We start from the raw sequence: 22041 nt of genomic DNA on the forward strand, positions 1-22041 counted from the left end.
GCGGTGGAATCCGCTCGGGCCGACGGCTTTCTGTCTTTCGGTCTGTGCCGCCGAGCTGCCTATCCGGCCCCGCGCAGCGCGGTGGTGGGGCGCTGCCGGAGGGCCATGCGGGTGGTGGAGACGCCGGTGGCGAGCGCGAGGATGCCGGCTCCGCCCAGGATGAGGGCGAGGGTGATGCCTGCGAGATGTGGGCGGGCCGATCCGGTCAGCGCGTGACTGAACACGGAGAGGACGGCCCCCGCGACCAGCGCTCCGACCAGAAGCGCGGCCAGGACGATCACCGCGGTCTCCAGACGCATCATGCGGGCGACCTGTTTGCGGGTGGCTCCGATGAGGCGGAGGAGAGCGAACTCGCCCGACCGTTCCATCGTCGTCATCACGAGGGTGTTCACGACCGAGATCGAAGTGAAGACCGTCACCACGACCAGAAGCAGATAGGTGGCGATCATGGAGGCATCCTGCCGGCGCAGCGCCTCGGCCCGGTAGGCATCACGGTCGAGCACGTGCCAGGACGGCTCGGCGCGGTGCAACTTTGCCAGGCCGTCGGCGAGTTGATTCCCCTGGCCGGGCTTGGCGCGCATGTACACGGCATCCTGGAGCAGCTGCCCGTCGCTCAGGTGACCGGCTGTCAGCCGCTGCGGAACCACGGCCTCGCCGAATCCACGGGAGCGGCTGTACACGGCCGCGACCTTGACCTTCTCCGTCCGGTCGTCCTCCATGGCCAGCCGCACTTCGTCACCGGCCCGCACATGGGCCCGCCGTGCCAGGTCCCTGCTCAACGCGACGTCCCGCGGCCCCAGTTCATGGGCGGTACCCTGTACGACGCCCAGATCCAGGACCTCGTCCAGCGGACCCCCGGTGACGGCTTGTGCGATGCCGCCGGACCCCGGTTGCGATCCGTCGTCGTCGACGGCGACCGTCACGTAGGTGCCCATCGTGCCGAGCGCGGCGCCAGTTCCCCGAATATCGCGCAGAGTTCGGGCGGCAGTGGCCGGCAGCCCGTTGCCGGTGCTCTGGACGACCTGGTCGGCCATCATGCGCTGCCCGTCCTGCTGCTGCTGTTCGTGCCACTTCATCTGCGGTACGAACAGGGCTACGGCAGCGAAGGCGACGGTGAGCGCGAGGGGAGTGGCCGCGGCGCCCAGCCGACGGTAGCCCGTGGTGAGGTTGGTCCTCACCAGCTGGCCGACGACGGGGAACAGCGCCTGGCACAGGAGGCCGAGCCCGGCGCCCGCCAGCTTCCCTGTCCAGGGGGCGAGCAGACCCACGGCGATCATCAGCACCATGACCATCGCCACGGCGCTGTTCGCCGCATCGGAGCCCCCGGAACCATAGATCGCCGCGAGCCCCCAGACGCCTCCGGCCAGGACTGCGAGGCCGCAGCCGGTACGCACCGAACCTGCCCGGCGGCGCGGCAGGGAAGCCTCGCTCAACGCCTGTACGGCGCGCACCCGGGAGGCCCTTCTGCCGCTGCTCCAAACCGCGGATTCGGCAGTGATCCAGCAGATCAACAGGGCGGTCAGGATGCTCAGCGGGCCGAAGTCGAGAGGGAAGGCGGCCGGGATCATGCCCTGGGCCACCAACCAGGCGCGCAGGCCCCCGGCCAGCAGCACACCGAGCCCGCAGCCGGGGACAGCGGCGATGCCGGTGACGACCAGTGCCTCGTATGCGATGAGTCTGCGGACCTGGCCGGGCGTCGCGGCGACGGCCCGCAGCAGGGCGACCTCCCGTATCCGCTGCTGGACGGACAGGGAGAACGCGCCCCCCACCGCGAACACCATGACGAACAGGCAGATGAAGCCGAAGGGCACGACGAAGGACACCACGTCCGCGCCGCCCTGAGCGGGAGTCGATCTGCTCCCGGCGTCCAGCAGTACCGCGCAGGCTGTGATCAGCGCCTGTGCACAGAGCATGGCCACGAAGGACCCGGCGAAGGAGACCTTCCTGGTGCGGATGGTCCACCATGCCAAGAGGAGGAGCATCTCTTCATGCCCCCAGTCGCGCCATGTGCTCGGCGATGGTGCCGGCCGACGCGCGTGGCAACACCTCGGTGATGCGTCCGTCCGTCAGGACCAGGACGGCATCCGCGTACGAGGCGGCCACCGGATCGTGGGTGACCATCAGAACCGTCTGGCCGATGTCGTCCACCAGGCCGCGCAGCATCTCGAGGACCTTGCGGGCCGAGGTGGTGTCCAGGGCTCCGGTGGGCTCGTCGGCGAAGACTGCCTCAGGGCGGGTGATGAGTGCACGGGCGATCGCCACCCGCTGTTGCTGACCGCCGGAGAGTTCACCCGGCCGGTGCCCACGACGCTCGGTGAGCCCGGTGTACTCGAGCAGCTGCTCGAGCCAGGGGCGGTCGAGCCGAGTGCGGCGGCCCGCCAACCGCACGGGAAGGGTGATGTTCTGTTCGGCTGTCAGTGCGGGGAGGAGGTTGAATCCCTGGAACACGAAACCGACGCGCTCCCGCCGCAGCACCGTCAGCTCGCGTTCGCCCAGGGGTCCCAGCTCCCGGCCGCCGATCTCGACGGTGCCCTGGTCCGGGCGGTCCAGACCGGAGGCGCAGTGCAGGAATGTGCTCTTGCCCGAACCGGAGGGTCCCATCACGGCGGTGAACGTTCCGTACGGCAACTCCGCGGTGATCCCGTCGAGTGCCGTCACGGCGGAACGCCCGCTGCCGTGCACCTTGCGCACCGCGCTGAGACGCACGGCCCAGGGACGCTGTCCAGGTGGCGCCGCGTCACGGTCCCGTGGGCGGTTGTGCGCCGACCCCCCTAAGTGAAGCCCGGCTCCAGCGCCTGCGTGATCGTTCACGTGCACTCTCTCTCGCTCCAGCATTTCCTGTCCGGCGATCGGTGACCGCCGGGTACGCGCCATCGGCCCCGTGGCCGGTTCACGTCACGGCGAGGGCCAGAGCACGGACGAACCGGGGAACGTCGACCGTGCCCCAGCCACTGGCCGTGTCGTAGCCGTGTCTCGCGGTGAACCCCGGTACTTCGGCATAGGAGTTGGCGCCCTGCGTGACATCGACGATCCCGGCGGCGGGACCAGCCGCGCCGAGCCGGTAGAGGGCCGGGTTGATGTCTCCGAGCGGCCCGCGGTGCGACTGCACCGCAAGGGCGAGCACCCCGGCGAAGAGCGGGGCCGACTGGGATGTTCCGGCCGCGCCCTGCATCGTGATGTCCGGAACCGAACGCCCGGACCCGGAGCCGGTACCCGCCACAGGACGCTGCCACAGGGGACGCGGGAAGACGGACGAGTGGCCCGCCCCCGACTTGGGCCACAGTGTGTCGGGGGAAGTGCGGTGGCCCTGTGGGTCGACGTGCAGCAGTGAGCCGCCGACAGCGGTCACCCCGGGGTCCGAGGCCGGCCAGGCCACCACACGCCGGGGGTGGTGCAGGGTGGGATCGTCGCGCAGTGGGCCGCTGGCTCCATGGTCTCCCGACGAGGCGACCAGGGTTGTGCCCGCAGCGCGGGCACGGGCAAGTGTCCGACTGTAACGGCGGAGGGAATCAGGGCTGTTGAAGTTCTCCTCGACGGAGCCGAAGCTCATGGACACCACATCTGCCAGCCGGTGCCGCGTGAGATGGTCCAGGGTGCGCATCATCTCGGGCATGCCGCTGTCGCCCTGGGTCTCGTCCACGGGCGAGGCAGCGATCAGGATGCGTGCCTCAGGTGCCAGCGAGTGGACCATCGCGACATCGAGCCGGGTCTCCGACACCCAGGCCAGGCAGTTTTCCGTGTTGACTCCGGGGTCGGTGCAGGAGGGCGGCTTTCCCAAGGGCTCCACCCGCCGGATGTCGGCCGGGGGAAGTGCGTACTGCTCGTCGTAGTCCGCCATGAACTTCTCTATGCCCGGGTCTCCGAAGGAGACGAGCACGGCGACGGTGGCACCCCGGCCCGTGATGCCACGCCGCCACAGTTCGTCCACGCGGTACGGCACGGCTATCGATGGCTCCCCGCTCGCGGCGGCGGCGTACCCGCCGGAGGTGCGAGTGGGACCCGCGCCCTGCGCGCCGGCCGAACCAGTACCGGGGACCAGCAGCACCATGACAGCCGCGAGCAGGCCGGCGGTCCGCTTCCATGTGTCGGCGACGCTGCGCGCCGGCTTCCTCTCCGACCCCATGCGGACCGCTCCCCTCCATTGGTCTCTCTTGTTCTCCAACAGGATCGGCCGGGTGCATGGGCGGAGCACGGTTCACCGGCGAAATCATGGGATATCCATGGGTGGCCCCACCGGGCGGCACAGATCTGGCTGCCGCACGCCCGGGCGGGCCGCGCTGGCCGGGATCAGTGCCCGAGCCGGGACATCGCCTGGTCCGGATAACGACCGCCGGCCACCGAGCCGTCCGGCACGGCACTCCTGAGCAGGCCGATGTGCTCCCTGCTCAGGACCACATCGGCAGCCCCCGCGTTCTCCTCCAGGTAGTGCCTCTTCTTCGTGCCGGGAATGGGGACGATGTCCTCGCCCTGGGCCAGCAGCCAGGCCAGCGCCGCCTGGGCGGGGGTGCAGCCGATCCGTGCCGCCACCCGGTGCACCGCGTCGACGAGCGTCAGGTTGTGCCGGATGTTCTCATCGGCGAACCGCGGCCAGCGCCTGCGATTGTCGTCGCTGCTCAACTCGCCGGAGGAGGTGATGTTCCCGGTGAGCATGGCGCGGCCGAGCGGTGAGTACGCCACCACAGCGATACCCAACTCCCTGCAGGTGTCCAGCATGTCGCCCTCCACCACATCCCGGGTGAACAGCGAATACTCCAACTGGACCGCGCTGATGGGATGTACGGCATGGGCCCTGCGCAGAGTGCCTGCGCTCACCTCACTCAGGGCCAGGTGCCGGATGTCGCCCGCTGCCACCAACTCGGCCATGGCGGCGACCGTTTCCTCGATGGGGGTCGCGGGATCGCGGCGGTGCACACAGTAGAGGTCTATGTACTCGACACCCAGGCGTCGCATCGAGGCGTGACAGGCTGTCCGTACGTATCCCGCAGACGTGTCCACGACGTTCACCCGGCCTGATGCCGCGTCGTGACGCAGCCCGAACTTCGTGGCCAGTACGACTCGTTCCCGGTCGGCCGCCCGGCGTCGCAGCCAGGCGCCCAGGAGTTCCTCGTTGGCTCCCCGCCCGTAGGCGTCCGCCGTGTCCAGGAAATTGACACCCAGATCGAGCGCCCGGTCCAGGGTGCGTCGGGACTCGGCGTCGTCCGGGGCCCCGTAGGCGATCGACATGCCCATGCAGCCAAGGCCCACGGATGACACACGTGGTCCGTGGGTGCCGAGCGTGCGGTACTTCACGAGGAACTCCTCTGGCCGGGGGGCGGAAGACGGGAGAAAGCTCTGGCCACACTCAGCAGCCAGGCCACTTCTGTGGCGTAGTCGCCACTCTCGCGCAGGTACGGCTCCCGTGGCGCGGGCACCTCGGGAACCCGGAGGCCGGGGTCGGCGCGCTCGGCCCGCAAGGCCTGGCTGAGCACCGTGGCCTGAACTGCCGCCTGCAGGGCTCTCCCTGACAGGCCTGCAAGTACGGCGGTCTCGCGGGCGCTTGCGGTGACCGCCGGGTCCATGTAGGGCCGAAGGGCCAGCAACCCGTCCTGGATCTCGATGACTTCACGGTAGAGGCGGTAGTTGATGTTGCCGGGCATCATGCGGACAAGAGGGGCGGACTGCTGTGGCTCCAGCACGATGTGGGGGTGTGCCTTGCAGAGGGCGCGCCACAGCGGTTGCAGCCGCTGGTAGCTGATGAAGTTGCGTACTTTGCGGGGTACGTCGGAGGCTGTCGGCCCCCAGGAAGGCATCGTGAGCCCCACCGAGAGAAAGAGAATGCCCAGTCCGTTGGCCAGCGGTGTGAGCAGCTCCCAGCGAAGCGGATCGAGCCCGAACTGTACGGCGAGCACTGCTGTCGCGCGATGAATGCAGTAGATGAGGTAAGCACCCGCGCCGATCCCGGTGGCGTACAGACCCCGTCGCAGCCATTGGCGTCCGGCGACGCGCCCGAATCGTCGGCACAGCCGGATGATCTCGACCATCCCGGATCCGAAAGCGGTCACATAAACCAGCAGATAGATGGCGACAGGCGGCCGGTGTGCCTGTTGCAGCAAGTAGTGGGTGGCCCGTCCTTGGGCCCCGGAGTGGGCCACGAACCACATCGTCACCATCACGGCGGCGCACAGCGCACTGCTGAGCAGTCTCCAGAAAGCCTTGCGGCGAGCCTCTTGCGGCGGATAGACCCAGTAGGCGATCGCGATGAGGATGGCTGCGCTCGAGGCTACGCCGCCGAAGAGATGGATGCCCAGCGCGCCCAGATCGGGTATCCCCGTGCGGCCGTCCACCGCTTGCGAGACCGACGGTGTGGACAGTGCGAAAGAGGCTGCCTTGCAGGAGAAAGCAATGAGCAGTGCCAGCAGCGCCGGGTCGGTGCGATGGGCGCGTACGTCGCGCAGTTTGTAGAGCAGGACGAGCACACAGAGGGCGGTGCACAGCGGAAAGACCGTGCTCTTGACCTCGAGCAACACAACTCCAGTCCGTCGGGGTCTCCGCGGGATCCGTCTGCTGAGTCCACACCGGCTATTTTGGGGACCTCAGGGACTGGTCGATCCGTGCAACGGTTTCCGCATCGCTGGAGGGCACCGCCCATCTGGACTCCATGGGCGGGCGGGAGATGTGCTCAAGGATCAGTGAGGCGACGATCTCCGCAGCCTGTTCGTCCTCGGTCGGATAGGCCGTTCGGCCGAGAATGCCGAGTACGCGCTCGACATCGAGGTGCGGAAACAGCAGGCTCATGTTCTCCGATTCCAGCTCCTGGGAGCCGGAATGGCTGCACAGCATGTGCGCCAGCTCGTGCGCAATGATGTGGTCCCGGTGGAACGCAGTGGTGTCGGCCTCGACGATGATGATGTCGACACTGTCCGTCGCCAGCCATATTCCGCAGGGTTCGCCGGCGCCCAGCGAGATCGGCAGCACCTGGATGGGACGGTTGCGCGTATCGCTCAGCCGGTCGATGAGTGCCGAGATTCCGCTTCCGGCGGGAAGATCGAGACGGTCCAGAAACTCTTGGGACGTACGGCGCAGTCGCCGGAATTTCCTGTGGACGGACCACCAGCGGGAGATGACGGATAACTTCACGGGCAATGACCGATTTCGCCCGAAGGACAGCTCCGGCGGCCTTCCGTCTGGCGAGGAAGCTCCCGGACTCGCGCGTTCTGCGGCATGCGTCCTCCAACCCGATGGCAAAGTCACGCGCCCGTACAGCGATTTGGGCACTTGAATGCTAACTGTCTCCGTGGGCTGCCGGTCGACCGTAATGGCCGGAAATGATCACCCTGTGGGTGCTCCCGCCCTACTCGCCGCCGGGCCCCGCAGCGGATTGTCCGGGGAGTCCTTCCAGCTCGCGGGCATGCTCGATGATCTCCTTGATGGACCGGAGGGTCTTGGGCGACAGGCCTGCGGCCCTCAGTGCCACGTGCTGCACTCCAGCGGTCCGCAGCGCGACCATCAATGCGAGTTCACGGTCGACGTCCTGGGTCACCTGATCGTCGAAGAAGTAGGCCGGCGGCACCCCGAAGAACCGGGCGAGCGCTTCGACGTGCTTGAGGGTGGGGTTGTCGCGCTGCCCCTTGCGCAGCAGCCAGATGTAGCTGCCGGAGATGGAGACGCTGCCGGAAGAGATGGCGCGTGCCACCTCTTCCGTGCTGTACGGGCCGCGCCCCACCGGCACAACTGTCTCAAATAGATAGTTCAACTTGGCGGCGAGCGAACCCACGTCGACGCCCTCTGGATCAGTCACATCGCACCTCCGTCCCCGCCTCAATCTAGCGGCACACTCGTGTGGGAGTCGATGGGCTGCTCATTCACATGAGTTGACGGGCGTGGATCAGCGGCTTAGCCTCCTGCTTCGTGGCATCAACTCATGTTGCTGTGCTGGGGGTTTGATCAATCAGTGGTTGATGGCCGCGAAGCAGGCGCCGGGTCTTGGCGCGGGTCCGTCAGGGAATGGACCTGATCTTCCGTACTGAGGGGGCGGGGGTTTCGTGAGCTTCACGAAAAGAGGAGCAAGTCGGCTTTACCTGTGCGGAGACGGGGAGGATGGTGCCTTCTCGGCGTTGATGAGCGTGGAACGGTTCCAGGGCCGCGTACCGGTCGACAGCGAGCCGGACACCATCGGTGTACTGATCATCGCGCAGGGCGCACTGTCGCGCAGCGGCATCGCCGCCATGCTTTCCTCCCGCGCGGGCATCCGGGTGCTGGGGGGTGCGGACGATGTGGTGTCCGTTCCGACGGGCGGGGAGCCCCGTCCCGATGTGCTGGTCCTTTGCCTGGCCGACGGCAGCAGAGCGGAATTCGAGAAGCTCGGACGGACCCGCGAGGCATTTCAGAGATCCGCGATCCTGCTGGTCATGGGAGCCCTGTCCGCGGGCGGGATCCAGCGTGCCCTGCAGGCCGACGTCGCCGGAGTGATCTCCGACGATGCATCGGCCGATGAGCTGGTCGAGACGGTCAGGCGCCTGAGCTGGGGTGAGCGCGTCGTCGGCACCGATGTGGCCGTCATGGGCAGCGCTCGGACACCCAACCCGCTGACTCCCCGGGAGTCGGAGATCCTCGGCCTGGCCGCCGAGGGCGAAAGCCCCGAGGAGACGGCCGCGCATCTCCACCTGTCCGTCGGGACCGTGCGCAACCATCTCCTGTCCACCGTGCAGAAAGCTGGAGCCAGGAGTCGACTCGACGCGGTTCGCATCGCTCGGCGCCGTGGGTGGCTCTGACCCGGACCTTGCGAGCGGTGATTCCGGCTCGCGTGGCCGACTCCACTTGATTGCGCATGAGTGCGAGCAGCGGACCTGTGGACAACTCTTGGCGTGCCCCTGATCGCACTTATCCACAGGGCAAACCGGAATCCGGTGATCCGCGGGAGAGTCGGCGCATGGCGAATCACAGCGAACAGAACGACCCGATCGACTCCATCGACTCGATCGACCCGATCGATTCCACCCACTCCACCCACCCCACCGACTCCATCGACGAGACCCTGGTCACTCTGCGCACCCCGGCCGAACTCGCTGATTCCTTGCCGTACTTGCTCGGGTTCCGGCCCGAGGAGAGCGTCGTCCTCATCGCTCTGCACGGCGAGCGGGGGCGGTTCGGTGGCCGTGTGCGCCTCGGTATTCCCGGGCGCGCGGAGGACTGGCCACCCATCGCGGAGCAGCTCGCCCAGTGTCTGGTGGGCGGCTGCGAGCGGCGTGGCACCCGGCCTGACGGCGTTGTCGCCTTCCTGTGCGCGGAGCCCGTCGGCGCCGAATCCGGACGGCAGGTCATGGAACGCCTGCGCCCCCTCGCGCAAGTGCTCCGCACAGCCTGCGGGAGCCTCGACGTCCCGGTCTTCGAGGTCGTGTGCATCTCGGCGGGCAGTTTCTGGACCTACTGCTGTCCGAACAAGCAGTGCTGCCCGCCGGAAGGCGTACCGCTGATGCGGCCGGGCTCGTCGGTCCTGGCCGCGGCCACGGCCTACGCCGGCGTCCAAGTGGGTGTCACACCACGGGAGATGCGGGCGCGGCTCGCCCCATGGGAATCCGCCGCCGCAGCGGACCAGGAGGCCGCTCTCGACGCGGCGGGCATGGCGATCGTGCGCCGGATCATCGAGGAGGACGGGCACGCCGAGGTCGCCGCTGACACGCTCGACCTGGCCCGCCGGATCATGGCGCGGATGGCTGCGGCGCCGACGGTCGTCGACAGGCTGGATGCGGATCTCCAGGACGACGAACTCCTTGCGCACGACGAAGCCGCGGCGCTGATCCTCGGCCTGCAGGACCGTACGACGCGTGATCAGGCTGCGGAATGGATGGAGGGCGACGCCGCGGCAACGGCACTTCGTCTCTGGAGGGTTCTGGCCCGTCGCTGCGTCGGCGCCTACGGAGAGCACGCCGCGGCGCCGCTGTCCCTCGCGGGCTGGGTCGCCTGGTCCCTCGGCGACGCCACGGAAGGTCAGGAAGCCCTCGCCATGGCGCTGTGTGCCGACCCCGGCTACACCTTCGCGCAACTTCTGCACCATGCCTGCGCCGGCGATCTGGACCCCGAGCCGATCCGCCGCTGCTTGCGAAGGGAGCGATCTGATCGATCTGACCGTGACGTGTCGGAGATGCAGACCGAACTGCCGCTGCCAGCAGAGCCCTTGGAATCCGCTGAAGAGCCGGTGGGCGCCGCACCCCGACGCCGCAGCCGCCCCGCACGCCCGAAGAGCGGCACCGGTGCACGGGCCACGGACAGGCCGAGCACAGGGCCGCAGAACCGCCGTCGCACCATCCGGCGCGCGGCGAAGAACGACACGTGAACACAGGAGTTCGGCACTGGAGGGCAGGCCAGCGGGCAGGCCGGAGGGCAGGCCGGCGGGCTGGGGCGAGATGGGGACCGGCGGGGACGCCTTACGCGGGAGAGGAGGGCCGGCCGGGTGGCTTCCCGTTCTGTGGGCGTGACCTGGGGCGGGGGCGGTCCGTTCACCTGAGTGGCGGTACCTGGGCCTGGACCGAGCCGCCGTACGACCTCCGACTCCCCGTAGCGCGGACAGCGCGGAAGAAGCCGCCTCATGTCCCTGCCCGCCCCGTCTCCTGTCTCCGGCAGAGAGGGTCCCCAGCGACCCGCGCCGACTCCATCGCGCCTGCCCGGCGGGCAGGCCCCGGCTCCCGTGCCGCGTCGCCCCGCACAGCTGCCGCCCGCGCACGCCGCGCTGATCTGTGTCGCCATGCCCGCGCTCGCGATCTCCACGGAGCAGGGGCAGTTGACCGGCCGCGGACTCGAAGGGTTCTATCGCGCGGGGCGCAGGTTGCTGTCCCGCTGCGAAGTGCGGGTGGCGGGGCGCGAGCCGCTCGCCGTGCAGGCCCGGATGCTCTCGGCCGACCGCGCCCGCTTCGTCGCGACGCTGCGCACGTCCGCGGACGGCGGCCCGGATCCGGACGTGGTCGTCGAGCGGACCCGGTACGCGGACGGTACGGAGCGGATCATCCTGCGCAGCGCAACGGGCCGTCTCCTGCGGTTGCCCGTGGAGGTGTCGCTCGGCACCGATCTGGCGGAGCTCGGAGCGATCGCGTCCGGCAACACCGGCCCCGAACTGCCCGCCAGTGTCCACGACTCCGGCATGCGCTGGTCCTCGTCCGCGGGCCACTGTGCGGTCACCGCGCATCCGGCGCCCGCGGACGCGCTGGCCTCCGCAGGGCTGTTGCGCTGGGAGGTGGAGTTGCCACCGGGCGGGACCTGGAGCCTGGAGCTGCGGGTGCGGACGGAGGGCGCGGGGCCGGTGCGGGCGGTCGGGCACGGGGTCTCGCGCTCCCTCGCCACGGCGCGGGCCGCGGGCGACGATCCCAGGGCCCGGACCCTGCTGGACCGATCGGTGGAGGATCTCCAGGCGCTGCTGATGCGGGACCCCGAGCACCCGACCGATGTCCACCTGGCCGCGGGGGCGCCATGGCGCTGTGGCCTCGCTCCGGCCGAGGCGCTCGCTGCCGCCCGGATGACCTTGCCGCTCGGCACCCGGATCGCCGTGGGGACGCTGCGTACGCTTGCCCGCCGTCAGCTTGCGGGCAAGGGGCCGCGGGCGGGCATGATCCCCGGACCTGTGCGGAACAAGGGGCCGTATCTGCCGCCAGGATGCACGGGGATCGAGGCGACGCTGCTCTTCCCGGCGCTGCTGGCGGAGGCGTGGCGTTGGGGGCTGTCGGCGCAGGAGACGGAGGAGTTGCTACCGGCTGCCGAGCGCTGCCTGAGGTGGCTGCTCGCGGCGGTCGGCGACGGAGTACGACTGCCGGATCCGTATCCCGGTGGCCCCGCGCGCTGCGAGACCCAGGCCCATGCCCACCGGGCCGCGCTGCTCGGCGCCGACCTGCTCGACGCGCACGGCCGCGCGGGCGGCACCGGCCTGCGGCAGTGGGCGGAGCGACTGCGGGCCACGTTCCGGGAGGACTTCTGGGTGGAGGACCGGGCGGGTGGCCGACCCGCAGCGGCCTGCCTGACCGACGGCCGCCCCGTTCCTCTCCTCACCGGTGGTGCCGCCCACCTCCTCGACACAGGGCTGCTCGGGTCCGGTGCGCTCGCACCAGGACTGCTCGACAAGGTGCAGACCGAGCAGCTTGCCCGGCTGCTGGGCGGGCCCGCCATGGACTCGGGATGGGGGCTGCGGAGCCTGGGCGTCAAGGAAGCCGCGTACAACCCTTTCGGGCACCGTGGCGGAGCGGTCCGTATCCATGAGACGGCGGTCGCTGTCTCCGGTCTGGCCGCCGCCGGTTACGAGAAGGAGGCGAGTGGACTGCTGCGAGGGGTGATGGCGGCGGCCGAGTCGTTCGACTACCGGCTGCCTGAGATGTACGCGGGGGAGCAGCGCACGGAGGGCGGCGCTCCGTTGCCGCACCCCGCTGCCTGCCGTCCTGCGGCCACCTCCGCGGCCGCAGGGGTGCAGCTCCTCACTGCGCTCGCCGGGATCCGCCCCGACGCCCCGTCGGGCACGGTGACGCTGAGCCCCGTTCGCAGCGCGCCCTTGGGGGAGCTGGGGCTGACGGCGCTGCGTGTCGCGGGTGCCCCGTTCTCCGTGCGCGTCAGCAGGCTCGGTCTCGCCATGGTCGAGGAGGCCGCCGAGGGGCTGCAGTTGGGAGTGTGACCCACGGGAGAAGGCCTGCGGTGGGTGTGGCGCAAACCTGACGCGCGGCCCGGTGGATCCAACCGTGCAGGCAGGAACAGTTCTTCGCGCACGTCAGCAGGGACAGTTCCTCGGGCACGTCAGCACGAACAGTTCTTCGCGCACGTCAGGAAGGGCGGCCGACCTCCCAGGCCGCCTCGACCATCCGGAAGATCTCGTCCACCGCGGCCTCCGGATCGGCCGCCTCTCGGGCCAGCGCATAGGCGTCGATCGCGAACCTCGCGATCGTCCGGCAGGCCGTCGTGGTCTGTGGCAGGTCGAGATCGGCGGCGATGGCCGTTGCCAGCGACTCCGCATGGCGCAGCTGCATCGACTCGTCGTACTTCCGCAGGGCAGGTGATTCGTCGATCATCCGGAAGACCGGGGCGGCGCCGTCCGCCGTGCAATGTCGCACCAGGGCCTGGATCTCGTGGCGCAGTGCAGGGACGAGCGGTTCGTGCGGTGCCCGGCCGGTGACTGCCTGCGTGAGGCGTTGCTCGAAGTCTTCGTCCTGCTCGAACACCAGTGCCTCTTTCGAGGCGAAGTGGGAGAAGAGCGTGGTGACGGCCACGTCGGCCTCAGCGGCCACGTCACGGATGCCCACCGCGTCGTACCCGCGTTCCAGGAAGAGCTGCAGGGCGGTGTCAGCGATCTTCTGGCGGGTCGCGGCCTTCTTGCGCTCTCGACGTCCGGGCGGCTCGGTCATCCAGTGACCCTATCAAGTGCAAAACAAAAACCGTTCTTAAACACTAACCGTTAGTGTTACGGTCAACGGCATGAAGAGAGTGAGCTTCGCCGAGTTCGGCGGTCCGGACGTTCTGCAACTCCTGGATGCCGAGGAGCCCCACGCGGGCCCCGGTCGGATACGCGTCGCCGTACGGGCGGCAGGTGTGAACCCCGTTGACTGGCGGGTCCGTGAAGGTCAGGTCCTGGGGGCCCATCCGATCAAGTTGCCCGCCGGGGTCGGCCTTGACGCCGCCGGGGTGGTGGACGAGGTCGGCGAGGGTGTCGAAGGGGTCGAGATCGGTGACCATGTGTTCGGTGAAGGCGACAGCACCTATGCCGAGTTCGCCGTGCTGTCGGCTTGGGCGCACATGCCCGAGGGTCTGACGTTCGAAGAGGCAGCCGGTTACCCCTCCGTGGTGGAGACCGCGCTGCGCATCATCCGCGAGTCCGGTGTGCGGTCCGGGCAGACGCTGCTGGTCAGCGGTGCGTCCGGGGGAGTCGGCTCGGCGGTGCTGCAGATCGCCCGCGACCGTGGCATAGCGGTGATCGGCACGGCCGGGGCGGCGAATCAGGACTACCTGCGAAGCCTGGGTGCCGTCGCCACGACGTACGGCGAGGGCTGGGTCGAGCGGGTGCGGCAGCTCGGCCGTGTCGACGCGGCTCTCGACCTGGCTGGCTCGGGCGTGATCCGCGAGCTCGTCGAGCTGACCGGGGATCCGCAGAAGGTGATCTCCATCGCCGATCTCGGTGCGCCGGAGTTCGGTGTCCGCTTCTCCGGCGTGGCCGGGAGCGTGCCGGCGGCGCTCGCCGAGGCCGCCGGTCTCATCTCGCGCGGAAAACTCCACATCCCGGTCGAGAAGTCGTACACGCTCGCCGAGGCCGCGGAGGCGCACATCGACAGCCAGGCCGGTCACACGCGCGGGCGCCGGGTCGTGGTCATTTGAGCCGTTGTCCGTGCGGCTGCCCGGCCCGGCGCGGCCCGGCAAGCTGAATTCCTGGTGGGTCCGATTCGGCGAAGTCCGTCAACCGCAGCTCTGGGTAAGGGGCTTCGCCGAGTCGGTGCGTCCACGTACTGAATCAACGTCACGTGGAAATGCTCACGAGGTCGCGGAACCCGGAACCGGGATCGGATGCCGGAGGAGCTGTTTATCGTCAGGCAGACGACTATGATCGCGGCATGTCGCCCTACGACCCGTCGGCTTTCCCGCCCTTCGCTGTCACCGTCGATCTGGTCGTGCTGACCGTGCGCCGCCACGCGCTCTGCGCGCTTGCCGTCCGGCGGGGTGAGTCGCCGTTCCAGGGTCGTTGGGCGCTCCCCGGCGGATTCGTGCGCGACGACGAGGATCTGTCGGCGGCCGCCGCGCGGGAGCTGGTGGAGGAGACGGGCCTGTGCGCCCACGACCGGGACACTCCGGTCCAGGCGAACGGCGCGCACCTGGAGCAGCTCGCCACGTACGGCGATCCCAAGCGCGATCCGCGGATGCGGGTCGTGAGCGTCGCCCACCTCGCGCTCGCTCCCGATCTGCCCGCACCGCGGGCCGGTGGTGACGCGAAAAGCGCGCGCTGGGCGCCGGTCGAGGCGCTGCTCCATCAGGGCGGATACGGCCGTGAGGGCGAGCAGGCGGCGCCCTTGGCCTTCGATCACGCGCAGATCCTGGCGGACGGCGTGGAGCGCGCCCGTTCGAAGATCGAGTACTCCTCGCTCGCGACGGCCTTCTGTCCGCCCGAGTTCACCGTCGGCGAGCTGCGCCGGGTGTACGAGGCCGTGTGGGGCGTCGTGCTCGACCCGCGCAACTTCCACCGCAAGGTGACCGGCACGCCGGGCTTCCTCGTCCCCACCGGCGGTACGACCACCCGCCAGGGCGGCCGCCCCGCCCAGCTCTTCCGCGCGGGCGGCGCGACGCTGCTCAACCCGCCGATGCTGCGCCCCGAGGTCTGAGGCCCGCGCCACGGGTCACGCGCTGGTCACCTGTCGGTCTGGCCGCGCGATGGACACCCGCGACCCACACCCTGACCGAAATGACGGAAATATCGCGTTATCTTGCTGAAGTACCCACGGGGTTCGTCCGTCCCCGACCCGGCGGACGAACCTTGGCCGCCGAGCGGTCGCACATCCCGCGAGAGAAGCGATGATCCAGGCCATCGGACTGACCAGCAATCTCCGCCAGGAGCTGCCACCCGCCGTCGACGACGTGTCCTTCGAGGCGCGAACAGGCCGTGTCACGGCGCTGCTCGGCGCACAGGGCGCCGGCAAGACGACGGCGCTGAGACTCATGCTCGAAATCCAACAGGGCCGAGGAGTCACCTACTTCAGAGGGCGTCCGCTGCACCGCATCACCCATCCCTCACGTGAGGTGGGCGTCCTTCTGGGCGAGGTGCCGGGACACCCCGGCCGCTCGGTCCGCGGCCAGCTGCGCATGCTGTGCGCTGCCGCCGGCGTCCCCGTCCAGCGCGCCGACGACGTACTCGAAGTCGTCGGTCTCGTCAGCCTCCGCGATCAGCGGCTCGGCACGCTCTCGCGCGGCATGGACCGTCGTCTCGGCCTGGCCTGCGCGCTGCTCGCCGACCCGCACACGCTCGTCCTCGACGGTCCGGCCGACGGGCTTTCGGCCCGGGAGGGCGGGTGGCTGCACGACGTTCTGCGCGCGCACGCCTCCCAGGGGGGAACGGTCCTGTTCTCCACGGCCGACCCCAAGGAGGCCGCACGGGCCGCCGACCGGGTCGTCACGCTGGAAGCAGGCCGTCTGATCGCCGACCAGGAAGCCGGGGATTTCGCCCGCACCCGGCTGCGTCCCCGGGTCGCGGTGCGCAGTCCGCACGCGGCGCGCCTCGGCGCACTGCTGTCCAAGGAGGCCCGTGCGGGGCAGCGCTCCATCGAGGTGGTGAAGGAGTACGGCAACCGGCTTTCGGTGTACGGCAGCAATTGCGCCGAGGTCGGAGAGACGGCGTTCCGTCACGGAATCCTCGTCCATCAACTCGCCGATGAGATCGGGGATGCGGGGCCAGTCGCCGCGCCCGCGCCAGCGCCCGAACGAAGAGTCGAAGCCTCCGGTGCTGCGGCTGTGGGGGGTGCGGGTACGGGGCAGATGTCACGCCAGGGTTCGGTAGGAAACCCGGCAGGAGAGCACCCGGCAGGAGAGAGGCCGGCCGGGGACAGGCCAGCCGCGGCAACCGACGTGCTGCCCGAGAGCGGGACCGAGGGCGGGACCGAGAGCGGAAGCGAGTCCGAGTCCGAGTCCGAGATCGGGACCGGGACCGGCACCGAGACCGAGACCGAGACGGAGACAGGGACCGAGGTCGTGTCCACGACCAAGAACCTCATCCCGCTCGCCTCCGTGGACCCGCACACCACCACGGACCTACTACACGCCACCGCCGACCCGGTCGTCACTACCGCCCCGCGGGCTCCCGTGGCCCCATCCCCCTTGCCGCCCCCCATCTCGATCCGTCCCGCCCGCAGCCCTCTTCGTCCCTTGCGCTACGAGCTGTACCGCGTCGCCGGTGTAGGCACCGGATACCTCGCCACGGCCCTCGTGCTCGCCGTCTCCGCCGTCCTCTGCGTCTTCCTCGCCCGGAGCGGTCACACGCCGCAGCCGCTCCTGCTGGCCGCCTGGCCTCAGGAACTTCCCCTGCCGCCCGCAGCGCTCGGCGCCGGGCTGCTCGGCGCGCTCGCCTTCGGTGAGGAGTTCCGTCACCCCGCCCTCGCCGTCGACCGGGGCACCGTCCCCCGCCGCTTGGGGCTGCTCTGTGCCAAGTTGATCGTCGCGGCGGCCACCGCGCTCCTGCTGAGCCTGCTCGTCCTGGCTTCCGACACCGCGCTGCTCCACCTCGTATACGGAGAGGAGCTCGCGAAAGTTCCCGCTGACTGGCTCTCGCTAAGCGCGAGTTGGATCGCTCTGGTGGTGGGCTGCGCCTGGGCGGGGGTGCTCGCCGGCGGAGTCTTCCGGTCCACGACGGCCGGCCTCGCCGCGGTTCTCGCGGTGCCGATCGTCGTCGTACCACTCGTACAAAAGGCCTTGGAGGGACCGTCTGTGCGATCGGCGGCGGGGCTGCCGGGGAGGCTGCGCGATCTCGCGCTGGTGCAGTGGCCGTTCGGTGTCGAGCGGTATCTGGCCGGCGGAGTCCGGATGGTCGCCCAACCTGTCGGCAGCGCACTGATGTTGTCACTGACCGCTCTACTCTGCGCATATCTGCTCGCGGGGATGCGCAACAGGGCTCGATAACGATCGACCGGCACTTACGTTCCCGTGCTGCGCACAACTCCTCGGAGAACGGCCATTTCTTTCCGATAAGGCGTCAAGTGCGGCGGGGTAAGCGATCACCCTTTCGTGTGCTTTTCACCAAAGACCTCAAGGGACTTGGGAGCCACGCCGACAAAGGATCCGTGAGTACCCTTGCGCACACCATGATGACCGCCGCCCGCTCCGCAGACTCCGGTCTCGCCGGCCCGGGCGAACTCGACCGCTACCCCTACGCAGAGGCACCGGGCGCCGACCGCGTCGTCGCGTCCCCGTGGGACAGCGCCGACCAGGACCTCGGCCGCGTAGGCCGACGCACCGCAGGAAACCGCGGCCGCGGCCTGCACGGCCAACTCGTCCAGCAGCTCGGCCAGATGATCGTCTCCGGCGACCTGGGTGCCGACCGCCCGCTGGTGCCCGAGGAGATCGGCCAGCGTTTCGAGGTCTCCCGCACCGTCGTGCGGGAATCCCTGCGCGTACTTGAAGCCAAGGGCCTGGTCAGCGCGAGGCCGAATGTCGGCACGCGCGTACGCCCCGTCAGTGACTGGAACCTCCTTGACCCGGACATCATCGAGTGGCGCGCGTTCGGGCCGCAGCGCGACGACCAGCGCCGCGAACTGGGCGAGCTTCGCTGGACGATCGAGCCCCTCGCCGCCCGGCTCGCCGCGGGCCACGGCCGCGAGGAGGTGCAGCAGCGGCTCGCCGACATGGTCGAGATCATGGGTCACGCCCTGAGCCAGGGCGATGGGATCACCTTCTCCAGGGCCGACGCGGAGTTCCACTCGCTGCTCATCCAGCTCGCGAGCAACCGCATGCTGGAGCACCTGTCCGGCATCGTCTCGGCCGCACTCCAGGTCTCCGGTGGCCCGGTCACCGGCTGCGACCGTCCCACCGAGGCGTCCCTGGTCCACCACTCGCGCATCGTCGACGCTCTCGGGGCGGGCGACGGACCCGGCGCCGAAGCCGCCATGCGTCAGCTGCTCACCACCCACCCGGAGGTGGAGCGCGTCGTGCCCGCCCCCCGCGAGCACTGACCGGCCGGGTCTGCGTCCGTACGGCCGGCTCATGCGCCTCGCGGCCCGACCTCATCACTCCGTTGGCGCGGTACCGTCGCCGGGCCTCTGCGGGTTCCTCGGGGACCAGGCAGGGACCCGGCGACACGGTTGTCGCCGTCTGGACGGTCGCCAGAGGCTAAGTTTGGGTGCTTCTGACCGTATACGGCAGCTTTTGGGCGCTTACGGGGTGTGACTCGGGCCACGTAGATTGGGCGTAACGCTCCTCGGGGCAGCGCGATGACCTAAGAGGTGATAGCCGAGGAGGGAATACAGCAGTCGTTCGCGACGCTGTGTAGCTCCCCGGCCCCGCCTGCGCCGTCGGCCCATCCCCAGTCGTCGGTCGTCGGTCCTGGTCCACAATGGACGGGGCCGGAAGCCGTTTTTCAACGTTCCGAGAGGTTGTTCGTGTCGGCCAGCACATCCCGTACGCTCCCGCCGGAGATCGCCGAATCCGTCTCTGTCATGGCGCTCATCGAGCGGGGAAAGGCTGATGGGCAGATCGCCGGCGATGACGTGCGTCGTGCCTTCGAAGCTGACCAGATTCCGGCCACTCAGTGGAAGAACGTTCTGCGCAGCCTCAACCAGATCCTCGAGGAAGAGGGTGTGACGCTGATGGTCAGTGCCGCGGAGCCGAAGCGCCCCCGCAAGAGCGTCGCAGCGAAGAGCCCGGCCAAGCGCACCGCGACCAAGACGGTCGCGGCCAAGACGGTCACGGCGAAGCAGGCCACCGCGTCCGCCGCCCCCGAGGCGTCGGCCGTAGATGTCGCAGCTGAGGACTCGCCCGCGAAGAAGGTCGCTGCCAAGAAGACGACGGCAAAGAAGGCCGTCGCCAAGAAGACCGTCGCCAAGAAGGCGACGGCAAAGAAGAGTGCGTCCAAGCAGGATGACGAGATCCTGGACGACGAGGCCAACGAGGAGACACCCGCCAAGGGCAAGCCCGGTGAGGGCGAGTCCACGGAAGAGGGTCCCCAGGCAGGCTTCGTGCTGTCCGACGAGGACGAGGACGACGCCCCGGCCCAGCAGGTCGCCGCGGCCGGTGCCACCGCCGACCCCGTCAAGGACTACCTGAAGCAGATCGGCAAGGTCCCGCTCCTCAACGCGGAGCAGGAGGTCGAGCTCGCCAAGCGCATCGAGGCCGGCCTGTTCGCCGAGGACAAGCTGGCGAACGCCGACAAGCTCGCGCCGAAGCTCAAGCGCGAGCTGGAGATCATCGCCGAGGACGGGCGCCGCGCCAAGAACCACCTCCTGGAGGCCAACCTCCGTCTGGTGGTCTCCCTGGCCAAGCGCTACACCGGCCGCGGCATGCTCTTCCTGGACCTCATCCAGGAGGGCAACCTCGGTCTGATCCGCGCGGTCGAGAAGTTCGACTACACCAAGGGCTACAAGTTCTCCACGTACGCCACCTGGTGGATCCGTCAGGCGATCACCCGCGCCATGGCCGACCAGGCCCGCACCATCCGTATCCCGGTGCACATGGTCGAGGTCATCAACAAGCTCGCGCGCGTGCAGCGCCAGATGCTCCAGGACCTGGGCCGTGAGCCCACCCCGGAGGAGCTGGCCAAGGAACTCGACATGACCCCGGAGAAGGTCATCGAGGTCCAGAAGTACGGCCGCGAGCCGATCTCCCTCCACACCCCCCTGGGTGAGGACGGCGACAGTGAGTTCGGTGACCTCATCGAGGACTCCGAAGCGGTCGTTCCGGCCGACGCGGTCAGCTTCACGCTTCTTCAGGAGCAGCTGCACTCCGTGCTCGACACCCTGTCCGAGCGTGAGGCGGGCGTGGTCTCCATGCGCTTCGGTCTCACCGACGGCCAGCCGAAGACCCTCGACGAGATCGGCAAGGTCTACGGAGTGACGCGTGAGCGCATCCGTCAGATCGAGTCGAAGACGATGTCGAAGCTGCGTCACCCGTCGCGTTCGCAGGTCCTGCGCGACTACCTCGACTAGTCACCAGCGCTCCACAAGGAAGACCCGAAACCTCACGCGAGGCTTCGGGTCTTTCTGTTTGTCCTATGTGTTCGCCCCGGCACGGACGTGCGTGGCGCGGGTGCGGGCCGTGCCGCACTGGATCACTGTGGGTGTGCCATGGCAACCCAAAGTGAGGAGATCGCATGCCTCGTCCTTTCGCCCGAACATTTACGGCGGCACTGGCCCTTGTCGCACCGGTGGCGGTGCTGCCGCTGGCCTCCCCGGCCCCCGCGGCGGCAGACAGCATCGTCATCGGCGGCAGTCCGGTCCGGGTGGCCGACAACCCCTGGGTGGTGGCGCTGTCCAGCCGTGACCGGTTCGGGGGTACGCGCTCGGGACAGTTCTGCGGAGGTGTGGTGGTCGGTCCCACGACCGTCCTCACCGCGGCGCACTGTATGGGCGAGGAAGTCCTCGGAGTGCCGCTGAGGAAGATGAGCGACCTGAAGGTGATCGCCGGCCGGGACGATCTGAGCACGTCGGCCGGCCGCGAGATTCCGGTACGCGAGGCGTCGGTCAATCCGAAGTACGACAGCTCGTCGAACTCCGGAGACGTCGCGGTCCTGTCGCTGGCCAGCCCGCTTCCGAAGAGCTACGCGATCCGCATGGCCGGGGAGGGTGACCCGGCATACGAACCCGGCACGCGGGCGGCTGTCTACGGGTGGGGTGACACGACGGGATCAGGTGATTACGCGCGTACGTTGCGCGCCGCGCCCGTGCGAGTACTGCCTGACTCGACGTGCGTGGAGGCCTACCCGGGCAGCTCTGACGGAACGTACGCGGCCGCATCCATGCTGTGTGCGGGGGAGGTCAAGGGTGGGCGTGACGCCTGCCAGGGGGACAGTGGCGGCCCGCTTGTCGCACACGGGCGGCTGATCGGCCTGGTGTCGTGGGGGAGCGGCTGTGGGCGGGCCGGGAGTCCCGGCGTCTATACGCGGATCTCGGGCGTCGCGCGGGACATGCCTCTGCGCGGCTGAGATTGCGGAAGTGCGCACGCGGGGAGAGTGGAGCGCCGCGTGAGACCGCCGAGAAGGTGCCTGGGCGGCCGTGTGACGAGAGCGGGCGGCCGCCCCTGGGGTTGGCAGGGTCGGCCGCCCGGTCACCGGCCTGGAGTGCGCCGGATGGCTCGTCGTGGGTGCGAGGTGTCAGCGTTCCTCGTCGTTGGTCTCCGGGACGGCCGTCAGCCGCTCCGTCTCGTCCTGTATCTCAGCGGCGATCTTCTTGAGTTCCGGCTCGAACTTGCGGCCGTGGTGGGCGCAGAAGAGCAGTTCACCGCCGCTCAACAGGACGACGCGCAGGTATGCCTGGGCGCCGCAGCGGTCGCAGCGATCAGCGGCCGTCAGGGGGCTCGCGGGGGTCAGAACAGTAGTCACGTCGCCTCTTCTCTAGCTCGACGAGCTGTCGTACCAGGGTC

Annotated in this window: 18 protein-coding genes; 9 read left to right on the plus strand and 9 right to left on the minus strand. The window is 69.4% G+C overall.

Annotated elements, in window-relative coordinates:
• Nucleotides 1-59: 59 nt before the first annotated feature.
• The 7 genes from ACFQ7F_RS25400 to ACFQ7F_RS25430 all read right to left on the minus strand — a co-directional run bounded on the left by ACFQ7F_RS25400 (nucleotide 60) and on the right by ACFQ7F_RS25430 (nucleotide 7777).
• Nucleotides 60-1970, minus strand: a complete 1911-nt coding sequence (locus ACFQ7F_RS25400) for an FtsX-like permease family protein (RefSeq protein ID WP_383274271.1) — start codon at nucleotides 1968-1970, stop codon at nucleotides 60-62.
• Nucleotides 1971-1986: 16 nt separating this feature from the next.
• Entirely contained in the window at nucleotides 1987-2706 is a 720-nt protein-coding gene (locus ACFQ7F_RS25405) for an ABC transporter ATP-binding protein (RefSeq protein ID WP_383274273.1), read from the minus strand.
• 184 nt (nucleotides 2707-2890) lie between these two features.
• Nucleotides 2891-4123, minus strand: coding sequence for a S8 family serine peptidase (locus ACFQ7F_RS25410; protein ID WP_383274276.1), 1233 nt, complete (start codon nucleotides 4121-4123; stop codon nucleotides 2891-2893).
• Between the two features lie 164 nt (nucleotides 4124-4287).
• A complete protein-coding gene (locus ACFQ7F_RS25415; RefSeq protein ID WP_383274279.1) occupies nucleotides 4288-5289 on the minus strand; it encodes an aldo/keto reductase in 1002 nt (333 codons plus the stop codon).
• Nucleotides 5286-6503, minus strand: a complete 1218-nt coding sequence (locus ACFQ7F_RS25420) for an MAB_1171c family putative transporter (protein WP_383274282.1) — start codon at nucleotides 6501-6503, stop codon at nucleotides 5286-5288. Before ACFQ7F_RS25420 ends, ACFQ7F_RS25415 begins: the two co-directional genes overlap by 4 nt.
• 55 nt (nucleotides 6504-6558) lie before the next feature.
• The gene (locus ACFQ7F_RS25425; RefSeq protein ID WP_383274285.1) at nucleotides 6559-7116 is read right to left on the minus strand and encodes a hypothetical protein; all 558 of its coding nucleotides are present in this window, start codon (nucleotides 7114-7116) and stop codon (nucleotides 6559-6561) included.
• Between the two features lie 214 nt (nucleotides 7117-7330).
• Complete coding sequence (locus ACFQ7F_RS25430; RefSeq protein WP_383274287.1) at nucleotides 7331-7777, minus strand: XRE family transcriptional regulator; 447 nt, start codon at nucleotides 7775-7777, stop codon at nucleotides 7331-7333.
• Between the two features lie 319 nt (nucleotides 7778-8096).
• Here ACFQ7F_RS25430 and ACFQ7F_RS25435 point away from each other — a divergent pair, with 319 nt between their 5' ends.
• The 3 genes from ACFQ7F_RS25435 to ACFQ7F_RS25445 all read left to right on the plus strand — a co-directional run bounded on the left by ACFQ7F_RS25435 (nucleotide 8097) and on the right by ACFQ7F_RS25445 (nucleotide 12625).
• Nucleotides 8097-8750, plus strand: a complete 654-nt coding sequence (locus tag ACFQ7F_RS25435) for a DNA-binding response regulator (RefSeq protein ID WP_383274290.1) — start codon at nucleotides 8097-8099, stop codon at nucleotides 8748-8750.
• Nucleotides 8751-8908: 158 nt separating this feature from the next.
• Complete coding sequence (locus tag ACFQ7F_RS25440; RefSeq protein ID WP_383274293.1) at nucleotides 8909-10312, plus strand: DUF4192 domain-containing protein; 1404 nt, start codon at nucleotides 8909-8911, stop codon at nucleotides 10310-10312.
• 252 nt (nucleotides 10313-10564) lie between these two features.
• Nucleotides 10565-12625, plus strand: coding sequence for a glycogen debranching N-terminal domain-containing protein (locus ACFQ7F_RS25445; RefSeq protein ID WP_383274296.1), 2061 nt, complete (start codon nucleotides 10565-10567; stop codon nucleotides 12623-12625).
• 145 nt (nucleotides 12626-12770) lie between these two features.
• Here the strand turns inward: ACFQ7F_RS25445 and ACFQ7F_RS25450 are convergent, their stop codons facing one another.
• Nucleotides 12771-13349 carry a TetR/AcrR family transcriptional regulator gene (locus ACFQ7F_RS25450; protein WP_383274299.1) on the minus strand — a complete coding sequence of 193 codons (579 nt, stop codon included), beginning with the start codon at nucleotides 13347-13349 and terminating at the stop codon, nucleotides 12771-12773.
• Between the two features lie 70 nt (nucleotides 13350-13419).
• On the opposite strand from ACFQ7F_RS25450, the gene ACFQ7F_RS25455 reads away from it, so the two are divergent.
• From ACFQ7F_RS25455 to ACFQ7F_RS25480, 6 genes are all read left to right on the plus strand, one after another.
• The gene (locus ACFQ7F_RS25455; RefSeq protein ID WP_383274301.1) at nucleotides 13420-14313 is read left to right on the plus strand and encodes an NADP-dependent oxidoreductase; all 894 of its coding nucleotides are present in this window, start codon (nucleotides 13420-13422) and stop codon (nucleotides 14311-14313) included.
• Nucleotides 14314-14546: 233 nt separating this feature from the next.
• Nucleotides 14547-15308: an NUDIX domain-containing protein gene (locus tag ACFQ7F_RS25460; protein ID WP_383274304.1), complete on the plus strand. Its 762-nt coding sequence runs from the start codon at nucleotides 14547-14549 to the stop codon at nucleotides 15306-15308.
• Nucleotides 15309-15498: 190 nt separating this feature from the next.
• Nucleotides 15499-17592 carry an ATP-binding cassette domain-containing protein gene (locus ACFQ7F_RS25465; RefSeq protein WP_383274307.1) on the plus strand — a complete coding sequence of 698 codons (2094 nt, stop codon included), beginning with the start codon at nucleotides 15499-15501 and terminating at the stop codon, nucleotides 17590-17592.
• A gap of 161 nt (nucleotides 17593-17753) precedes the next feature.
• Entirely contained in the window at nucleotides 17754-18641 is an 888-nt protein-coding gene (locus ACFQ7F_RS25470; RefSeq protein WP_383274310.1) for a FadR/GntR family transcriptional regulator, read from the plus strand.
• Nucleotides 18642-19061: 420 nt separating this feature from the next.
• Complete coding sequence (locus ACFQ7F_RS25475; protein ID WP_383274313.1) at nucleotides 19062-20609, plus strand: RNA polymerase sigma factor; 1548 nt, start codon at nucleotides 19062-19064, stop codon at nucleotides 20607-20609.
• 164 nt (nucleotides 20610-20773) lie between these two features.
• Nucleotides 20774-21604 carry a serine protease gene (locus tag ACFQ7F_RS25480; RefSeq protein ID WP_383274316.1) on the plus strand — a complete coding sequence of 277 codons (831 nt, stop codon included), beginning with the start codon at nucleotides 20774-20776 and terminating at the stop codon, nucleotides 21602-21604.
• 168 nt (nucleotides 21605-21772) lie between these two features.
• Here the strand turns inward: ACFQ7F_RS25480 and ACFQ7F_RS25485 are convergent, their stop codons facing one another.
• Nucleotides 21773-22000: a hypothetical protein gene (locus ACFQ7F_RS25485; RefSeq protein ID WP_249587303.1), complete on the minus strand. Its 228-nt coding sequence runs from the start codon at nucleotides 21998-22000 to the stop codon at nucleotides 21773-21775.
• Between the last annotated feature and the right edge of the window lie 41 nt (nucleotides 22001-22041).

Origin of the sequence: Streptomyces sp. NPDC056486, assembly GCF_042795295.1 — a bacterium.
In the GTDB taxonomy this organism is placed as follows: domain Bacteria; phylum Actinomycetota; class Actinomycetes; order Streptomycetales; family Streptomycetaceae; genus Streptomyces.

Bases quoted from the DNA above. Each gene is read 5' to 3' on its own strand.
- ACFQ7F_RS25410 (WP_383274276.1), bottom strand. From the start codon at position 4,123: ATGGGGTCGGAGAGGAAGCCGGCGCGCAGCGTCGCCGACACATGGAAG.
- ACFQ7F_RS25435 (WP_383274290.1), top strand. From the start codon at position 8,097: ATGAGCGTGGAACGGTTCCAGGGCCGCGTACCGGTCGACAGCGAGCCG.
- ACFQ7F_RS25440 (WP_383274293.1), top strand. From the start codon at position 8,909: ATGGCGAATCACAGCGAACAGAACGACCCGATCGACTCCATCGACTCG.
- ACFQ7F_RS25445 (WP_383274296.1), top strand. From the start codon at position 10,565: ATGTCCCTGCCCGCCCCGTCTCCTGTCTCCGGCAGAGAGGGTCCCCAG.
- ACFQ7F_RS25450 (WP_383274299.1), bottom strand. From the start codon at position 13,349: ATGACCGAGCCGCCCGGACGTCGAGAGCGCAAGAAGGCCGCGACCCGC.
- ACFQ7F_RS25455 (WP_383274301.1), top strand. From the start codon at position 13,420: ATGAAGAGAGTGAGCTTCGCCGAGTTCGGCGGTCCGGACGTTCTGCAA.
- ACFQ7F_RS25460 (WP_383274304.1), top strand. From the start codon at position 14,547: ATGTCGCCCTACGACCCGTCGGCTTTCCCGCCCTTCGCTGTCACCGTC.
- ACFQ7F_RS25465 (WP_383274307.1), top strand. From the start codon at position 15,499: ATGATCCAGGCCATCGGACTGACCAGCAATCTCCGCCAGGAGCTGCCA.
- ACFQ7F_RS25480 (WP_383274316.1), top strand. From the start codon at position 20,774: ATGCCTCGTCCTTTCGCCCGAACATTTACGGCGGCACTGGCCCTTGTC.